Origin of the sequence: Rhizobium redzepovicii, assembly GCF_019793435.1 — a bacterium.
GTDB lineage: Bacteria > Pseudomonadota > Alphaproteobacteria > Rhizobiales > Rhizobiaceae > Rhizobium > Rhizobium redzepovicii.
The window spans coordinates 29,549-46,475 of the sequence record NZ_JAILYH010000013.1 but is presented as its reverse complement, the minus strand read 5'-3'; the positions used below and the strand labels follow the sequence as shown (position 1 = coordinate 46,475).

At 62.2% G+C, this 16,927-nt stretch carries 17 protein-coding genes; 7 read left to right on the top strand and 10 right to left on the bottom strand.

The window, feature by feature from the left end; translation table 11 throughout:
- The first annotated feature begins 90 nt into the window (after window positions 1–90).
- The gene (gene msrA / locus K6N12_RS20920; RefSeq protein WP_097627911.1) at window positions 91–600 is read left to right on the top strand and encodes a peptide-methionine (S)-S-oxide reductase MsrA; all 510 of its coding nucleotides are present in this window, start codon (window positions 91–93) and stop codon (window positions 598–600) included.
- Between the two features lie 243 nt (window positions 601–843).
- Window positions 844–1,623, top strand: coding sequence for a class I SAM-dependent methyltransferase (locus K6N12_RS20915; protein ID WP_097627912.1), 780 nt, complete (start codon window positions 844–846; stop codon window positions 1,621–1,623).
- 51 nt (window positions 1,624–1,674) lie between these two features.
- Here K6N12_RS20915 and K6N12_RS20910 read toward each other — a convergent pair whose 3' ends face one another.
- Genes K6N12_RS20910 through K6N12_RS20885 form a run of 6 tightly spaced genes read right to left on the bottom strand, consistent with a single transcriptional unit; the run spans window position 1,675 to window position 8,906 of the window.
- Complete coding sequence (locus K6N12_RS20910; protein WP_097627913.1) at window positions 1,675–2,964, bottom strand: amidohydrolase family protein; 1,290 nt, start codon at window positions 2,962–2,964, stop codon at window positions 1,675–1,677.
- Window positions 2,965–2,990: 26 nt separating this feature from the next.
- A complete protein-coding gene (locus K6N12_RS20905) occupies window positions 2,991–3,935 on the bottom strand; it encodes an ABC transporter permease (RefSeq protein WP_097627914.1) in 945 nt (314 codons plus the stop codon).
- Window positions 3,932–4,981: an ABC transporter permease gene (locus K6N12_RS20900; RefSeq protein ID WP_097627915.1), complete on the bottom strand. Its 1,050-nt coding sequence runs from the start codon at window positions 4,979–4,981 to the stop codon at window positions 3,932–3,934. The genes K6N12_RS20905 and K6N12_RS20900 overlap by 4 nt, the downstream gene beginning before the upstream one ends.
- The gene (locus K6N12_RS20895) at window positions 4,971–6,503 is read right to left on the bottom strand and encodes an ABC transporter ATP-binding protein (RefSeq protein ID WP_097627916.1); all 1,533 of its coding nucleotides are present in this window, start codon (window positions 6,501–6,503) and stop codon (window positions 4,971–4,973) included. Before K6N12_RS20895 ends, K6N12_RS20900 begins: the two co-directional genes overlap by 11 nt.
- On the bottom strand, window positions 6,500–7,912 hold the full coding sequence (locus K6N12_RS20890; protein ID WP_097627917.1) for an amidase: 1,413 nt from the start codon (window positions 7,910–7,912) through the stop codon (window positions 6,500–6,502). The genes K6N12_RS20895 and K6N12_RS20890 overlap by 4 nt, the downstream gene beginning before the upstream one ends.
- A 7-nt stretch (window positions 7,913–7,919) precedes the next feature.
- Complete coding sequence (locus tag K6N12_RS20885) at window positions 7,920–8,906, bottom strand: BMP family protein (protein ID WP_097627918.1); 987 nt, start codon at window positions 8,904–8,906, stop codon at window positions 7,920–7,922.
- A 269-nt stretch (window positions 8,907–9,175) separates the two neighbouring features.
- Between K6N12_RS20885 and K6N12_RS20880 the strand changes: the two genes are divergently transcribed.
- From K6N12_RS20880 to K6N12_RS20870, 3 genes are read left to right on the top strand one after another with little or no spacing between them, the layout of a single operon-like run.
- A complete protein-coding gene (locus K6N12_RS20880; protein ID WP_097627919.1) occupies window positions 9,176–9,805 on the top strand; it encodes a CDP-alcohol phosphatidyltransferase family protein in 630 nt (209 codons plus the stop codon).
- On the top strand, window positions 9,802–10,422 hold the full coding sequence (locus K6N12_RS20875) for a lysophospholipid acyltransferase family protein (protein ID WP_097627920.1): 621 nt from the start codon (window positions 9,802–9,804) through the stop codon (window positions 10,420–10,422). The genes K6N12_RS20880 and K6N12_RS20875 overlap by 4 nt, the downstream gene beginning before the upstream one ends.
- Entirely contained in the window at window positions 10,419–11,348 is a 930-nt protein-coding gene (locus tag K6N12_RS20870) for a phosphatidate cytidylyltransferase (protein WP_097627921.1), read from the top strand. The genes K6N12_RS20875 and K6N12_RS20870 overlap by 4 nt, the downstream gene beginning before the upstream one ends.
- A gap of 13 nt (window positions 11,349–11,361) precedes the next feature.
- Here K6N12_RS20870 and K6N12_RS20865 read toward each other — a convergent pair whose 3' ends face one another.
- The 3 genes from K6N12_RS20865 to K6N12_RS20855 all read right to left on the bottom strand — a co-directional run bounded on the left by K6N12_RS20865 (window position 11,362) and on the right by K6N12_RS20855 (window position 13,190).
- Window positions 11,362–11,685, bottom strand: coding sequence for a chaperone modulator CbpM (locus K6N12_RS20865; protein WP_097627922.1), 324 nt, complete (start codon window positions 11,683–11,685; stop codon window positions 11,362–11,364).
- A gap of 2 nt (window positions 11,686–11,687) precedes the next feature.
- A complete protein-coding gene (locus K6N12_RS20860; protein WP_097627923.1) occupies window positions 11,688–12,602 on the bottom strand; it encodes a DnaJ C-terminal domain-containing protein in 915 nt (304 codons plus the stop codon).
- 120 nt (window positions 12,603–12,722) lie between these two features.
- Entirely contained in the window at window positions 12,723–13,190 is a 468-nt protein-coding gene (locus tag K6N12_RS20855) for a universal stress protein (protein ID WP_097627924.1), read from the bottom strand.
- 211 nt (window positions 13,191–13,401) lie between these two features.
- On the opposite strand from K6N12_RS20855, the gene K6N12_RS20850 reads away from it, so the two are divergent.
- Together K6N12_RS20850 and yghU are read left to right on the top strand one after the other, a co-directional pair.
- Window positions 13,402–14,253 carry an NAD(P)-dependent oxidoreductase gene (locus tag K6N12_RS20850; protein ID WP_097627925.1) on the top strand — a complete coding sequence of 284 codons (852 nt, stop codon included), beginning with the start codon at window positions 13,402–13,404 and terminating at the stop codon, window positions 14,251–14,253.
- Between the two features lie 192 nt (window positions 14,254–14,445).
- Window positions 14,446–15,321, top strand: a complete 876-nt coding sequence (yghU, locus tag K6N12_RS20845) for a glutathione-dependent disulfide-bond oxidoreductase (protein WP_097627926.1) — start codon at window positions 14,446–14,448, stop codon at window positions 15,319–15,321.
- A gap of 84 nt (window positions 15,322–15,405) precedes the next feature.
- On the opposite strand, the gene K6N12_RS20840 is transcribed toward yghU, so the two are convergent.
- Entirely contained in the window at window positions 15,406–16,920 is a 1,515-nt protein-coding gene (locus K6N12_RS20840; RefSeq protein WP_097627927.1) for an ABC transporter substrate-binding protein, read from the bottom strand.
- Window positions 16,921–16,927: the final 7 nt, after the last annotated feature.

The window sequence follows — 16,927 nt, the reverse complement described above, 5'->3', positions numbered from 1 at the left end:
TCGGAGAGAATTGCACAGCTGTGCTTATTTCCGCCCATATGGAAATCGGCGGCTGCAGACACTATCTCTGGGCAAACAAGGAGACACCCAATGACCGAAGAACGTGCAGTGCTCGCCGGTGGCTGCTTCTGGGGCATGCAGGACCTCATCCGCCGCTACAAAGGCGTGATCTCGACCCGCGTCGGCTATACCGGCGGCGACGTGCCGAACGCCACCTACCGCAACCACGGAACCCATGCAGAGGCAATCGAGATCATCTTCGATCCAGCCAAGATCAGCTATCGCGAAATCCTCGAATTCTTCTTCCAGATCCATGACCCGAGCACGCGCAACCGCCAGGGCAATGACGTCGGCGCGAGCTACCGCTCGGCGATCTTCTACACCAGCCCCGAGCAGGAGAGCGTTGCAAAGGATACGATCGCCGATGTCGACGCATCCGGCCTCTGGCCCGGCAAGGTCGTCACCGAAGTCGTGCCGGTGAGCGATTTCTGGGAAGCAGAACCCGAGCACCAGGACTATCTGGAGCGGATCCCGAACGGCTATACCTGCCACTTCGTCCGGCCCGGCTGGAAGCTGCCGGCCCGCCAGAAGATCGCCTGACGCAACCATGCGTGCATGCCGGAAGCGACGCCGGCATGCACGGCACGTCCCGCCGGGTCAGAACCCAGTATGATCGGCCAATGACGCACCAACTGGTCGATGTCGTGAGCGTGAATTTCATGCCCCTCCGCCGGCAATCGCAGATTGCGGTCGGTCTTCATCTTGCCAAACTGATCCTAACATGCAACCTGTTTGCGTGACGGCTCCTCGGACTGCCCTATCGAACAACGCAGAGTGAGTGTTATGGCGTTGGATCGTGCCGACTTTTACGATGCGGAATTGGCAAGACACAATCGGCACCTGCGGAATGCCGCCGGCGTGCGCTCGGATGATCGGGTGCTCGATATCGGCTGCGGCGCTGGGCAAACGACGCGTGAGGCCGCCCGCGCCGCAGCGCAAGGAGAAGCGGTCGGTGTGGACGTTTCGGCTGAAATGCTCGAGGTCGCAAGGCGGCGGAGTGCTTCGGAGGGTTTGCGAAATGTGGCTTTCGAGCAGGCAGACGCGCAGTCCCACATGTTCCCGCCGGCCAGTTTTGACCTCTGCATCAGCCGGTTCGGGGTGATGTTTTTTGCCAATCCGGCGGCGGCCTTTGCCAATATCGGCCGAGCGATGCGGCCGGGCGCGCGCCTTGTGTGGATGGTGTGGCAGAGCCGGGAGCGCAACGCATGGTCCGGCGCCATCCGGCAGGCCCTCGGGACCGAAACTGCCGTTTCCGCAGGTGCTCCCGATCCGTATTCGCTCGGCGATCCCGGCGTTGCCACGGAGCTACTGAGCACGGCCGGCTTTACCTCGATCGACTTTATCGACGTTCGGGAGCCGGTTTTCTATGGACCGGACGCCGATGCCGCATCCAATGCACTTGCCGGCCTCTATCTTGTGACGGACGCGCTCGCCCGCACGAACGAACAGCCTGACAGGCCATTGCAGCGGCTGCGCGATTTAATGGAGGCGCATATGACCCCGGAGGGCGTGCTGTTCGACTCGCGGGCGTGGATCATCACCGCTCGCCGGGCGCCGGAGTAATGGAGAGGCGGACAGCGCGCGAATCTCACCGACGGCCAGCGCCATCCCCTCTCAATAGCGGGGGATATAGTCCAGGCCGCCATCGATCCGGGCGGGGCGCCCGTCCAGGAAAAGCTCGCCGATGCGCGGCGCCGAGCGGGCGACGACCTTGCCGCGCCGGATCACCGCCAGCCGGTTCGGCTTCAGCCGCAGCGCCTCCAGCGTATCGTTCGCCTGGAGGATGACGAGGTCGGCATTGCATCCCTTCTTCAGGCCGTAGCCTGCAATCCCCATCGTCCTCGCCGAATTGACGGTCAGCGCGTCGAAGATCCTCTTCTTGTCGTCGATGCCGGCCATCTGGGCGACATGGATCGCCATATGGCCGACCTCCAGCATGTCGCCCGATCCCATCGAATACCAGGGGTCCATGACGCAGTCGTGCCCGAAGGAAACATTGAGCCCAGCATCCATCAGCTCCCGCACGCGAGTCATGCCGCGGCGTTTCGGATAGGTGTCGTGCCGGCCCTGCAGCATGATGTTGATCAGCGGATTGGGGATGACGTTGATCTCGGCCTCCGCCATCAGCGGAATGAGCTTGGAGACATAATAATTGTCCATCGAATGCATCGAGGTCAGATGCGACCCGGCGACCCGCCCTTTCAGCCCGAAACGAATGGTTTCAGCAGCCAGCGTCTCGATATGGCGCGAGTGGGGATCATCGGTTTCGTCGCAATGCATGTCGACCGGCAGGCCGCGATCGGCAGCGATGCGGCAGAGCGCCTCGACCGACGCCGTGCCTTCGCCCATCGTTCGTTCGAAGTGGGGAATGCCGCCAACGATGTCGACGCCCATGTCGAGAGCGCGGTTTAGGGTGTCGATCGCGCCGGGCGAGCGGTAATAGCCATCCTGAGGAAAAGCGACCAATTGCAGGTCGATATAGGGAGCGATCTTTTCGCGAACCTCGATCATCGCCTCGACGGTCACCAGCCTGGGATCGCTGGTGTCGACGTGGCTGCGAATGAAGAGCAGCCCGTGGGTGACAGCCAAGTCGCAATAGCGCAACGCACGATCGACCAGCTCTTCTTTTGTCACGATCGGGCGCAGCTCGCCCCAGAGCGCGATCCCTTCAAGCAGCGTGCCCGAGATATTCATGCGCGGTAAGCCGAGGGACAGGGTGGCATCCATATGGAAATGCGGATCGACGAAGGGCGGACTGACCAGCCGACCGGTCGCGTCGATCTCTTCACCCGCCTGCGCCTGGAGATTGCGCTCAAGAGCGATGATCTTGCCGCCCTGGATGCCGATATCGATACTCTCTGAGCCATCGGGGAGATTTGCATTTTTGACGATCAGATCGAACATCGGAACCTCGTTGGATGTGAGCGGTTTCAGCGTTCGCCGCGTCGATAGGGCCGCATCAGCGCCTGCGGAACGCGGGCGCGGCGGGCCATGACGGCAAGGGCGGCGATGGACAGGATATAGGGGGTCATCAGAAAGAGCTGATAGGGTACAAGCCCGCTCAGCGCGGTTTGCAGACGAAGTTGAAAGGCGTCGAAAAAGGCAAAGAGCAGGGCGCCGAAAAGCGCGCGGCCGGGGCGCCAGGAGGCGAACACGACGAGTGCGATGCAGATCCAGCCGCGTCCCTGCACCATGGTCGGGAAGAAACTGTTGAACGCCGACAATGTCAGGAATGACCCGCCCATTCCCATCAACGCGCTTCCAGCGATCACCGTGCAGTAGCGCACCTTCATCGGATCGACGCCCTGGGCTTCCGCCGCGTGCGGATTTTCGCCGGTCATGCGGATCGCAAGCCCCACTGGTGTGCGGAAGATAATGTAGGCCATCAGCAGCGCGATGGCGATCGCAAGATAGGTCGGCGCCGTCTGGGTGAAGAAGGCCGGCCCGATGAAAGGCAAGGTCGAAAGACCGGGAAGGGCGATCGGCTGGAAGGGCACAATGGTGGGTGGGGTATTGGCAAGCGGCACGATCAGCCGGAAGACATAATAGCTGAAGCTGGAGGCAAAGAGCGTCACGCCGAGACCGGAGACATGCTGGGAGAGGCCGAGCGTCACCGTCAGGCCCGCATGCAGCAGGCCGAAGACGCCGCCGGCGATGGCGGCGATCAGCAGGCCGGTCCAGAGATCGGCGCCGTGATAGACGGAAAGCCAGCCGATCATGGCGCCGAAGGTCATGATGCCCTCGATGCCGAGATTGAGCACGCCGGCCCGTTCGCAGAGCAAGGCGCCGAGCGTGCCGAAAATGAGCGGCGTGGCGATCCGCAGGATTGCAGCCCAGAGCCCTGATGAAGCGATGATGTCGAAGAGCTGCATCATCGCCGGATCCTGTATTGGGTGATGAACAAGGCAATCAGCATCGTCAAAAGCGACAGCGCCACCGTGACGTCGGCGATATAGGTGGGGATGCCGAGGCCGCGGCTCATACCATCCGCGCCCACGAACATGGTGGCGGTGAAAATGGCGGCGAAGACGACGCCGAGCGGATTGAGGTTGGCGAGCATGGCGACAACAATACCCGCATAGCCGAAGCCGGGCGACAGATCGGTCGTCACATAACCCTTGACGCCCATGACCTCGATCGCCCCCGCCAACCCTGCAAGCCCGCCCGAAAGGCAGGCGACCTTCACCAGCGTTCTGCCGAGTGGAACGCCGGCGAAGATCGCGCCGCCGGGATTGAGGCCCGCGGCGCGTGACTGCATGCCGAACACGGTGCGGGACTGGATGAAATGAACGATGATGGCCAGCGCGATCGCGATCGCAAAACCGATATGCAGGCGCGAGCGGGCGATCAGCTTCGGCAGCATGGCGTGATCGCTAACGGATTGCGACTGCGGCCAGCCGAAGGCGAGCGGGTCCTTGAGAACGCCGTCGATCAGCATCGAGACGAACAGCACGGCGATGAAATTCAGGAGCAGGCTGGTGACGACCTCATCGACCGAGAAGCGCAGTCGGAGCCAGAGCGGGATCAGGATCAGCACCATGCCGGCAATGGCGCCGATCAGCAGCAGCAGCGGAATGAGAATGGGGCCGGGAAGGTTGCCGAGCAGCTTCGAACTCGCCGCCGCAACAGCGATGGCGCCGAGATAAAACTGGCCTTCGGCGCCGATATTCCAGAGCCGCGCCCGGAAGGCGACGGCGGCGGCAAGCCCCGTCAGCATCAGCGGCGTTGCCCGCGTCAGCGTTTCGGTAGCCGAAAGCCGGGATCCGAAAGCGCCGATCAGGATGCGCCAATAGGCATCGAGAACCGGCGCGCCGGCAATTGATATCAGGATACCCGCCAGCGCCAGCGCTGCGATGACCGCGACGACAGGCGTGACGATCAGCAGGTAAAGCGGGCGGTGTTCGCGGCGCTCAAATCGCATGATCGGCCTCTGGGCTTTCCTGCCATTCGCCAGCCATCATCAGTCCCAGCCTGCGGGCATCCGCACCGTCGGCTTCGACGGGCGGTGACAGGCGGCCACCGACGATTGCCTGTATGCGATCGGCAAGCGCGATCACCTCGTCGAGATCCTCCGAGATCAGCAGCACGGCGGTACCCTGCCGGCGGGCTTCGAGCAGGCGTGCGTGCACGGCTGCCACGGCCCCTTCATCGAGACCGCGCGCCGGCTGCGACGCGATCAGGATGCGCGGCCGCCGATGCAGGTTGCGGCCGAGAATGAGTTTTTGCATATTGCCGCCTGAGAGCAGCCGGGTACGGATGGCCGGGCCGCCGCCGCGGACATCGAAGCCGTCGATAATCTCCTTCGCGAACGCCATGCCCGCCTTGCGGTTGACGAGGCCACGGCGAGAAAAGGCCGGTGAGATGATGCGTTCCAGCACGACGTTTTCCCAGATCGCCATTTCGCCGATCACGCCCTCCTCGTTGCGATCCTCGGGAATGCGGCCGATGCCGGCTTCGACGACATCGGCAACGCCGAGATTGCCGATGGCTTCCCCGAACAGCAGAAGGTCGCCGGCACTCCGCGAGAGCGTGCCGGAGAGAAGATGCGCCAATGCCGCCTGGCCATTGCCGGAAACGCCGATAATGCCGAGGATCTCGCCCTGGTACAGGCGGAAGCTGATCGATTTCAGCCGATCGACGCCGCCGATGCGCACCGTCACATCGGCCGCTTCGAGGGCAACGGCACCAGGTGTCGACGGCTCGCGCACGGGCCGCGTCACACGGCGCCCGACCATCAGTTCAGCGAGTTCCGCCTTGCTGGTTTCCGACACCTTGCGTTCGGCGACCATCTTGCCGCCGCGCAGGACGACGATGCGATCGGCGGCCGCCATGACCTCGTCGAGCTTGTGGGAGATGAAGATCAGCGACAGGCCCTGGCGAGCCATTTCCTTCAGCGTCGTGAACAGCCGTTCGGCCTCGATATTGGTCAAAACCGCCGTCGGCTCGTCGAGGATGAGGATCCGGGCATCGTTATAGAGCGCCTTGAGGATTTCGACCCGCTGCTGCTCACCAACCGACAAGTCGCCAAGGCGGGCATCCGGATCGACCTTAAGGCCGAAGCGCTCGGAAATTGCCAAGAGCTTTGTCCGCGCCGCTGATGTCCTTGAGCGCCAGGACCACAGTCTTTCCGTGCCGGTCATGACATTTTCAAGGACGGTCAGATTGGGCGCCAGCGAAAAATGCTGATGTACCATGCCGACGCCGGCGCGGATCGCCGCGCGCGGCTTGCCCTGCGGCACCTCCGTGCCCTCGATCAGGATTCGGCCGGCATCCGGCATGTAGTGGCCGAAAAGGATGCTCATCAGCGTGGTCTTGCCCGCACCGTTCTCGCCGAGAAGGGCGACGACCTCACCCCCGGCAAGCGTCATGGAAATATCGTCATTGGCAAGATTGGCGCCGAAGCGCTTGCTGACGCCGATAATCTCCAGCACGGGCCCGGTCATGACGGCAGCCCTGCAACGGGAAAGCGGTGGCGCCACCGCCCCTCGGTCTCCAGACGTGCGGCAAGTGACAGGAGCCGCGGCTCGTGGCCCATCGGCGCCATGATCTGCACCGGCAGCGGCATGCCGTGCTCATCCTGTCCGAAAGGCAGTGTCAAAGCAGGAAAACCCGAAATATTGGCGAGGCAGGCAAGCGGCGCAAATGCCGTCATCCGCTCGAGATGCAGATCCGTGTCGGCATGATCGGACGGAAAGGAGCCGATCGCAAGAGGCGCAGACGAAAGCATCGGCATGAGGATGCAATCGACCCTGTCGAATAGCGCCCAGAGCTTATGGCTCACGAGGACGGCATCGTTCAGCGTGTTCCAGAGCGATGTCGCCGACAGCGCCCGTCCGCGCGCCGCGAAAGCCTGCGTCAGTCGCTCGGCTCTGCTTTCATCAAGCGCCGCCGCCTCGATGAGCGCCGCAAGGTTGACGGAGACGATATCGGCGAAGGCGCGGCCGCTTGAAGTGACACTCCATGCGAACTCGGTCCAGCTCAGCGGAACGATGACGTGCCCGTCGCTCTCAAGGGCACGAGCCGCAGCCTCGACAGTTGCAAGCCGATCACCCTCGGTCGGATAGGCCGCTCCGGTATCGGTCAACAGGCCGATCCGCAAACGCTCGTTGTCGATATCGACAGGGGCGGGATCCGCAAAGGGACCTCGTGAATTGCCGCTCAGCTCGTCGAAAATCAGCGCCGTATCCCGCACCGAACGGCAAACCGCGAGTTCGCTCGCAATGCCGGCGAGGTGATTGCCGAAAGATGGCCCGCCCGGGATGGCGCCGCGCGTCGGCTTCATTCCAACAAGGCCACAGCAGGCAGCGGGCACACGAATCGAACCGCCGGCATCGGTGGCATGCGCAATCGCGACGATCCCGGCGGCAACCGCTGCCGCCGCACCGCCCGAGGAACCGCCCGCGGTGCGGGCCGGATCGAGCGGATTGCGGCAGATCGGCCCGACTGCTGGTTCGCTCGCAAGCGACAGTCCGAATTCCGGGCTGGTCGTCAGGCCGAACAGACAGAAGCCGGCCTCGCGGAAAAGGGAAGCGAGATCGGAATCCGCTTCGCCGCCCCTTCTTTCGAAGAGACGGGAGCCGGCCGTCACCGGCAACCCAGCGAAGGGGCCGCCAAGATCCTTCGCCAAGATCGGCACGCCGGCAAACGGCCTGTTGGAAAAGCGTTCGGGCTCGCTCCGCCGCTCCCGGTCGCGACCGTTTGCCGAGGCGAGACCCATGGCGGCATCGAGATAGGCAATCGCGCCGAGAGGCTCCTGCCGCTGAGCTTCGGCAAGAGAAGCATGCATCGCCTCTGTAGCGCTCAGGCTGACATGCCTGAGCGCTACCGCCAGATCCGTCGCATCACCCTGCATGAGCCGATTACTTCGGCTCGTCCACCATCTTCGGAACTTCGAAGGTGCCGGCCTTGATCTCCGCCCGTTTGGCCTCCATCGCAGCCTCTGCGTCGGCGGGCGCCACACCCTTGACGAAGACGATATCGCTGCCGCCTTCCTTCATCAGGCCGTAAGACGTGTAGTTTCTGCCGACCGGCTTTCCGGCAGCGACATCGGCAATCGCGGCATTCAGGATCGGGCGGAAGTACCACATGGCGTTGGCGAATACTGTATCCGGGTAGCGCGGCGTATAGTCGATCAGCGAGCCGACCGACTTGATGCCGCGCTCCCTGGCGGCATCGGCAGTGCCGATGCGCTCGCCGAACAGGATGTCGGCGCCGGCGTCGATCTGGGCAAGACCAGCTTCCCGCGCCTTCGGCGGATCGAAGAAGGTGCCGATGAACGAGACCAGGTGCTTGGCGTCCGGATTGACGGCCTTGACGCCGGCCGCAAACGCATTGATCAGCATGTTGACCTCGGGGATCGGAATGGCGCCGACGGAACCGACGACATTGGACTTGGTCATTTTGCCCGCGAGCATGCCGGCAAGATAGGCGCCGTCATGGTTCCAGGTGCCGAAGACGCCGAAATTGTCGCCAGCCTGCTCGCCGCTCGACCCGAGCACGAAGGCTGTATCGGGATAATCGGCCGCGACCTGCCGAGCTTCTTTCTCCACCGCATAGGCCTCGCCGATAATCAGCTTGTTGCCCTGTTCGGCATATTCGCGCATGGCGCGGGGATAATCGGTGCCGGAGACGCCTTCGGAGAAGACATATTCGATGACGCCTTCCTTGGCCGCGTCCTGCAGGGCCTTGTGCAAACAGGAGTTCCAGGCATTTTCGACCGGCGATGCATGGATGCCCGCAACCTTCAGCGGCGCGGCAGCTCTCGCCAGCGGGACAAAGCCGCTGACGCCAAGCGCAATGCCTGACGCGATCACTGTCCGGCGTGAAATAAGGATGTCTTTGGTCATTGACTGCTCCCCTTTTTTTACCGTTTGGTTCAAAAATCATAGGTAGCGCCCAAAAATGTGTCAAGCGCCAAATGGGCTTAAAAATCAGGCTGTTCGATCCATCGCCCCGGATCCTTCAGCCGTTTTTCCGAACTCGTATCGCGTCGGGATTCGGCCGAATGAACGCGGCCTGGCGCGAGCGGGACCTCGCGCGGAATTTAGAGTGCGGGACGGCTTGGCGCGACGACATCGGCAGGATATGCAAGGAGATCGGGTTTGGGGAAATGAAAATGGGGGAAGAAGAGGCCGCCTCACGGCGACCGATTGCGAGCCGGTCGTCGCGCTGGGCGATCGGCATGAGCGCATGGCTCGCGCGCACCGGCGTCACGCCGAACGGTATTTCGCTGCTGTCGATCCTCTTTGCCGGCATCGGCGCGGCGCTGATCCTGCTCACAACGCACCCAATCGCTATGATCGGCGCCGCGATCTCTGTGCAGCTGCGGCTCGTCTGCAACCTGCTCGACGGCATGGTCGCAATCGAAGGCGGCAAGAAAACCAGGAGCGGGCCGATCTATAACGAATTCCCCGACCGGATCGCCGACAGTCTGCTGCTCGTCGCCGCCGGTTATGCCTGCGGTTTTGCCTGGCTTGGCTGGCTTGCTGCGCTGCTCGCCGCACTCACCGCCTATATCAGGGTCTTCGGAGGATCGGTCGGCCTTGCCCAGGACTTCAGCGGCATCATGGCCAAGCAGCGCCGCATGGCGGTGCTGACGGCCGGCCTCGTTGCCCAGAGTGTGGAGACACTGGTCTTCGCCAGCCATCGATCGCTGATCCTAACCTCCGCCATCATCGCGGCCGGCAGCCTCGTCACCTGCGTCACGCGCACGATAACGCTTGCCCGTTCGCTGGAGAGACCATGATTCCTCTTATTCGTCGTCTTCTGGTGCTGTTCGTCCGTATCGTGGTCGGCGCCCGAAGCGAGTGGCGGGGCTGTGCGCCCGACACGCGCCGCCGCATCTATTTCGCCAATCACAACAGCCATGTCGATACCGTCGCCGTCATGGCCGCCCTGCCGTATCCGGTGCGGCGGCTGACCCATCCGGTGGCGGCGCGCGACTATTGGGGAACCAGCGCCTTTCGCCGTTTTATCGCCGAGAAAGGCCTGCGCGCCGTCCTGATCGACCGCAAGCCTCTGCCGGACAGCAACCCGCTGGAGCCCCTCGAGCGCCTGCTCGAAGAGGGGCGTTCGATCCTGATTTTTCCCGAAGGCACGAGAAGCGCCACTGAAGAGATCGCCCCGTTCCGCAGCGGCATCTATCGCCTGGCCTGCCGCTTTCCCGATGTCGACCTCATACCGATCCATCTCGACAATCTGCAGCGCATCCTGCCGAAAGGAAGCATGCTGATCGTCCCGATCACCTGCACCGCGCGTTTCGGCAAGCCGCTGCGCGTCGAACCCGGCGAGGAAAAGAATGCCTTCCTGGCCCGCGCCCGGGCCGCGGTCATCGAGCTCGCAGACGGGGGGCCTGTCAGATGACCAGCCTGTTTTCCCTGGTACTTGCCGCCATCCTCGCCCTGCTTGCCGCCGCCTCGGCCATCGGCTTCATCCTGCAACGGCGCGCGACCGAGCCCGGCTCCGTCGCCACCGTCCACAACCTCAACGCCCGTATCCGCTCCTGGTGGATCATGGTCGCCATATTCGGCGGCGCGATCCTGCTCGGCGATACGGCGGTGGTCATCCTGTTCGCGTTCCTCTCCTTCATGGCGCTTCGTGAATTCTGGACGTTGACGCCGTCGCGGCGCGGCGACCACCTGGCATTGTTCCTCTCCTTCTTCGTCGTCCTGCCGGTGCACTATGTGCTGCTCGGAACGCTATGGTACGGCCTCTTTGCGATCTTCATCCCCGTATATGCCTTCCTGATCCTGCCGGCGGTGGCGACCCTGACGGGCGATGTCAACGAATTCCTGGCGCGCAGCGCCAGGGTGCAATGGGGCCTGATGCTGACGGTCTATTCGATCAGCCACGCGCCGGCGCTGCTGATGCTGCAGACCGACACACCGTCGGCACTTCTTCTCGTCTATCTTGTCATCGTCGTGCAGCTCAGTGACGTCTTCCAGTATGTCTGGGGCAAGCTTCTCGGAAAGCACCGCTTCTCGCCGAACATCAGCCCGTCGAAAACGCTGGAAGGCCTGATCGGCGGCGGCGCCTCGGCGATCCTTGTCGGAACGCTGCTCTATCGCCTGACGCCGTTCTCGCCGCTGCAGGCCGCGGCCGTCAGCACCGTCATCGTCGTCGCCGGCTTCTTCGGCGGCTTCGTGCTCTCGGCCATCAAGCGCGATCTCAATGCCAAGGACTGGGGCTATGTGATCGAGGGCCATGGCGGCGTGCTCGACCGCTTGGATTCCATCACCTTCGCAGCGCCGCTGTTCTTCCACATCGTCCGCTATTGGTTCACCACCTGAGAATTCGGCCGATCTAAAACCGGTCGATCTCCTCGAGGCTCTCGAGCAGCCGGCGCTGAACATCCCGCTCCTGCTTGCCGATGGCCGCCATCAGCTTGCCCATCGTTCCCCGCAGGCCGTGCAATTCGTCGACCAGCTCCATGACGATATCGACGCCGGCTTCGTTGACACCCATGTTTCCCATGAGGTCCAGGATCAGCCTGGCGCGTGCAACGTCGGCGTCGCGAAATTGCCTCCGGCCGTCTGATGTCTCCGGGATCAGCCAACCCTGTTCGATCCAGAGGTCAAGCTGGATGACGTCGATTTTCAAGTAAAGACGGAATTCGAGATCATCCATGATCAAGCCTCCATGTTCTTTCTCGGATCGTAGGAGTTTGCCGTTGCCCATTCCTTCATCAAGGCCGTCAGCCGTTCATCCGGGGCGTCGGGCAGCACAATCTTCAGCGAAATGTAGACGTCGCCGTGTTCGCCGCCACGTTTTGCAACACCTTTGCCCTTGAGACGCAGGACCTTGCCGCTGTTCGAATAAGGCGGGAGCGTCAAATTGACTGGTCCGGAAGGGGTCGGCACACGGACTTTGCCGCCGAGCACGGCCTCGCTGAGGGAGATCGGTAGTTCCAGGCGGATATCGTCGCCGTCTCGCGTGAAGAAACGGTGTGGGGTCACACGGATTTCGATCAGGGCATCACCTGTCGGCCCGCCTCCAATGCCCGGCTCGCCCTTGCCGCGCAGCCGCAAGGTCTGGCCGTCGCGCGTCCCCGGCGGGATCTGTACGTCCAGCGCCGGACCGTTCGGCATCTTGACCTCCGTCCTGGTGCCGTTGACCGCCTCGAGAAAGTCGACCTCCATGGAGAATTGCCGGTCACGGCCACGACCACGGGTCTGGCCGCCGCCGGCACGACGTGAAAAGAAGCTGGCGAAAATATCGTCGGCATCGCTGAAATCCGCAAAGCCGGCGCTGTTGTGGTAGGGATCGCCCGGCCCGCTCTTTGAGGCATAGTCGCGGTAATAATTGCGCTGCGCCCGCTCGGCGCCTGTTATATCGATCTCGCCGCGATCGAAGCGTCCGCGTTTTTCCTCGTCGCTCAAGATCTCGTAGGCGGTTGAAATTTCCTTGAACCGTTCCTCGGCCTTTTTGTCGCCGGGGTTGAGGTCGGGGTGAAGTTTCTTGGCGAGCTTGCGGAACGCGCTTTGAATATCCTTTTGCGTCGCATCCCGTTTTACGCCCAGAAGCTCATATGGATCCTGGCTCATGCATATCTCCGGTCAGGCAGCGAATACTGCTGGTTGGCTTGGGGATGATATAGGTTGTCGGGCCGCCGCCGGGGAGGGGAGGCCGGTCGCTCCGATCGACTTCGTCAATCCGCAGCGGAACTAAAACAACGTCGCGTCTTCCACTTGAGGCGCCGAGCCTTCATGCGCGGGATCGGGTCGCCGGTCGATGAGAACCGAGCACCCGGCGTGGCGCACGACCTTGTCGACGATCGAGGAGAAGACGTAGTCGGTGATATCCGTCACATGGGATGAAAGCAGGATGAGATCGGCCGACTTCTCCCTTGCAACGGAAACGAGCACGGAGGCGGCGACGCCGATACGAACCTCGATCGTTGCCGGAACTCCCATCTCTTTACAAAGCGATGCAAGCTTCTTTTCGGCGTCGACGATCGCGGTCGTTTCGAATTCTTCGGGAAGCTCCGTCAGGTGACGGTGGGGGATACCCTCGATGACGTGCACGACGACGAGGCTCCCGCCTTTATCCACCAGCGCAGCAGCCCGACGCAAAAGGCGGCTTGCCGTTTCCCTGGAACCCATGCCGATGCCGCAGATGATCGTCCGATACATTGAAATCCATATCCTCGAATGCGAATGATAACACCGATCATACCGGTGTCGACCATTCCGACATTGACGAATATCAAGAAAAAGTGCCGCAACGGCAGCGCGCATGAAACGGCCAACTGCTTGTGAACGAACCTCCGGCTGTATCGTCGCAGTTGACGGCACGGTCTCCAGCAACATTTCTAACCCGGTGTCGTCACTGATTGAGGTTCACATGCCGAATTTTGCGATTATCGGATCGGGTGCGATGGGAAGTGCCGTCGCCAAACGGCTGATCGACCACGGCGCTACGGTGCTGACCTATCTCGAGGGGAGGAGCGAGCAGACGATTGTGCGGGCAAAGGCAGCCGGCATGGTGCCGGTCGGCCACCAGGAGCTGACGAAGGCTGAGTTGATCCTGTCGATCGTCCCGCCGGCGCAGGCGATCAAGGTCGCCGGACTCGTCGCGGACATAGCGTCGGAGATGCAGGCGCCGCCTCCCTTCATCGACCTCAACGCGATTGCGCCGAAAACGATGCAGGCTTTGGCGGCACGCTTCGAAGGCAGCGGCATCGAGGTGCTTGACGGAGCGATCATCGGCGGGCCGCCGGTCCCCGGCAAATCAGGTCCGACCATCTATATCAGCGGCGATACCGCGGAGCGGAGCCGGCTGCTCGAGGATTGCGGCCTCAGGATCCGCAGGCTCGACGGACCGCTCGGCGCCGCCTCGGCCCTGAAAATGTGTTATGCCGGCATCAACAAGGGATTTACCGGCCTCGGCACCGCCATGCTGCTTGCCGCATCGCGCTCGGGTGCTGCCGAAAGCCTGAAAGCCGAACTCTCCGACAGCCTTCCGGACGTCGATCGCAAGCTGTCGAGATCCATTCCCGACATGTACCCGAAGGCCTATCGATGGGTCGCCGAAATGCAGGAGATTGCCGATTTCCTTGGAGACGATGATCCGGCGGCGACCATCTTCCGCGGCATGGCGGACCTCTTTGCCAGGATGGCTGGCGACGTGGAGGGCAGCCGCGTGCTCGTCGGACGGCTGGACGAGATCATCGCTTCCTCGGGAACCGAAAACTGATCGCAATGGTCAAGCAATAGTCGCAGCAACCGAATATGAGAGATGGAGCCATGGGCTTTCCAACACTCTGACGATTGTGTGAACCTTCTCCGACACCTCTGACAAAACCTCATCGCCTCTGCTATGTCAGGAAAAATGCGGCGGCCCCAACCGGCGCCGCGCTCTGTCCGATCAATGCCAGGAGTTTGAAAGATGAGCGGTTCTCCCGATTATACACCCCCGAAGGTCTGGACCTGGAACAAGGCGAATGGCGGCCAATTCGCCAGTATCAACCGCCCGATCGCAGGGCCGACGCATGACAAGGAGCTTCCGGTCGGCCGCCATCCGCTGCAGCTCTATTCGCTCGGCACCCCGAACGGCCAGAAGGTCACTATCATGCTCGAGGAGCTGCTGGCGCTTGGCCATGAAGGTGCGGAGTATGACGCCTGGCTGATCAAGATCGGCGATGGCGACCAGTTCGGCAGCGGCTTCGTCGCGGTCAATCCCAATTCCAAGATACCGGCGCTGATGGACCGTAGCGGGCCAAAGCCGATCCGTGTCTTCGAATCGGGCGCCATCTTGACCTATCTCGCGGAAAAGTTCGGCGCCTTCCTGCCGACTGAACCGGCCGCCCGCGCCGAATGCCTGTCATGGCTGTTCTGGCAGATGGGAAGCGCCCCCTATCTCGGCGGCGGCTTTGGCCATTTCTACGCCTATGCGCCGACGAAGATCGAATATGCGATCGACCGATTTGCAATGGAGGTGAAGCGTCAGCTCGACGTGCTCGATCGTCGCCTTGCCGAAAGCGAGTATCTGGCAGGCAGCGATTATACGATCGCCGATATTGCCGTCTGGCCCTGGTATGGCGGGTTGGTGAAGGGCTGGACCTACGGTGCAGCCGAGTTTCTGCAGGTGGAAGAGTATAAGAACGTGCTGCGCTGGGCAGACAGCATCTACAGCAGGCCGGCCGTGCAACGCGGCCGGATGGTCAACCGCCTCTCCGGTGAGCCCTCGAGCCAGTTGCACGAGCGCCACGACGCCAGCGACTTCGACACCAGGACGCAGGACAAGCTCGCTGCCGCCGAGTAAGCAAGCGGCCCCAGCCACGTGTCGCAGCAACAAATTATGTTCCGCCGCCTTTACGGCGGCGGAACATCTGCATGCTGTCAGAACTCAGTTCTTGACCGTATCTTCCAGGAAGAACCGGCCGAGCGGGTTCTGGTAGAAGTTCTCGATATTCTTGCGTGAGACGTTGATATAGGGGCTGTAATAGAGGTCGATCCAGTTGACGTCGTCCTTGGCCATCTTCTGCAGATCGACATACATCTGTTCGCGCTTCTTCGGATCGAGCTCGAGACGCGCCTTGGCAACCAGTTCCTTCACCGCCTCGCTCTTGTAATTGGTCGAGTAGTTGTTGTTGGAATCGTGGCCGAGGACGAAGGTGGTCTTCTGGTCCGGATCGAGAATGTCGTTGGTCCAGTAGTTGACCGAGATATCGTAGTCGCCGGCAACCGTCATGTCCCATTCCTGGCTCGGATCGACTTTCTGCAGGTTGGCGGTGATGCCCGCCTTCTGCAGTTGCTGCTGGACCAGCACGGCCGTCTGCTCATCGACTTCGTCGCCGGCGCGCACCAAATAATTCAGCGTCAGGTCCGAGGCGCCGGCAGCCGCCAACAGCTCCTTTGCCTTTTCTGGATCATAAGGTCGCTGCAGATTGTCGGCATAATAATAGAGTGCGCCCTTCGGAATGTAGGAGTTGGCGACCGTGCCCTGGCCGAAGGTAACGGTATCGACGATCGCCTTCTTGTCGATCGCGAGATCAAGCGCCTGGCGGACTTCCTTCTTGCCGAGCGCGCCATGCGCATGGTTGATCAGCAGATGATCCTCGCGGGTCGAAGCGTCGATATCGACGTTGAGGTTGGGGTCCTTCTTCAACTCCTCGACGCGGGAGAAGGGCACGAAGATCGCCGTATCCAGCTCACCGGCCTGGACGTTCAGCATGCGGGTATTGTCGTCAGGCACCGAGATCCACTCGACACCGTCGAGCTTCACCCGGTCCGCCTGCCAGAAATTCGGGTTCTTCTTGAGAATGACGCGGTCGCCGCGCCGCCATTCCTCGACCACGAAGGCGCCGGATGCGATCGGCTTTTCGCCATAGGCGTCGGGACCAAGCGATTCCATGCCCTTCTTGGAGATGACGGAGGCATTCGGCAGTGCCAGAGTCGAAAGGAACGGCGCGGACGGGTTCTTGAGCTTGATCGTCAGCGTATGGGCGTCGGTTGCGACCGCCGTGTCGATCACCTTGTAGGAATCGCTCCAGAGCGAGGCCGCGTCATCGCGGATGCGCAGCAGGCTGTAGGCCGCGTCCTCCGCCGTCAGCGGCGAACCGTCGGAAAATTTCGCGTCGCGGATCTTGAACGTGTAGGTCAGCCCGTCATCCGAGGTGGTCCAGCTTTCGGCAAGGCCCGGCTCCAGTTTCGTGCCTGTCTTGTCGACGCGGATCAGCACGTCGTAGACGTTGGAGAACACCCAGTTGTCGATGTTCTGCGCTGTTTTGATCGGATCGAATGTCGTCGAATCCTCGCGGCGGCCGATGGTGAGTACACCGGCGGCCTCGGCATAGCTTGCGCTGAGCGTCAGACCGGCGAGCAAGGCTGCAAGCCCGATTGATTTCCACCTGTTTGTCATGAGTTCG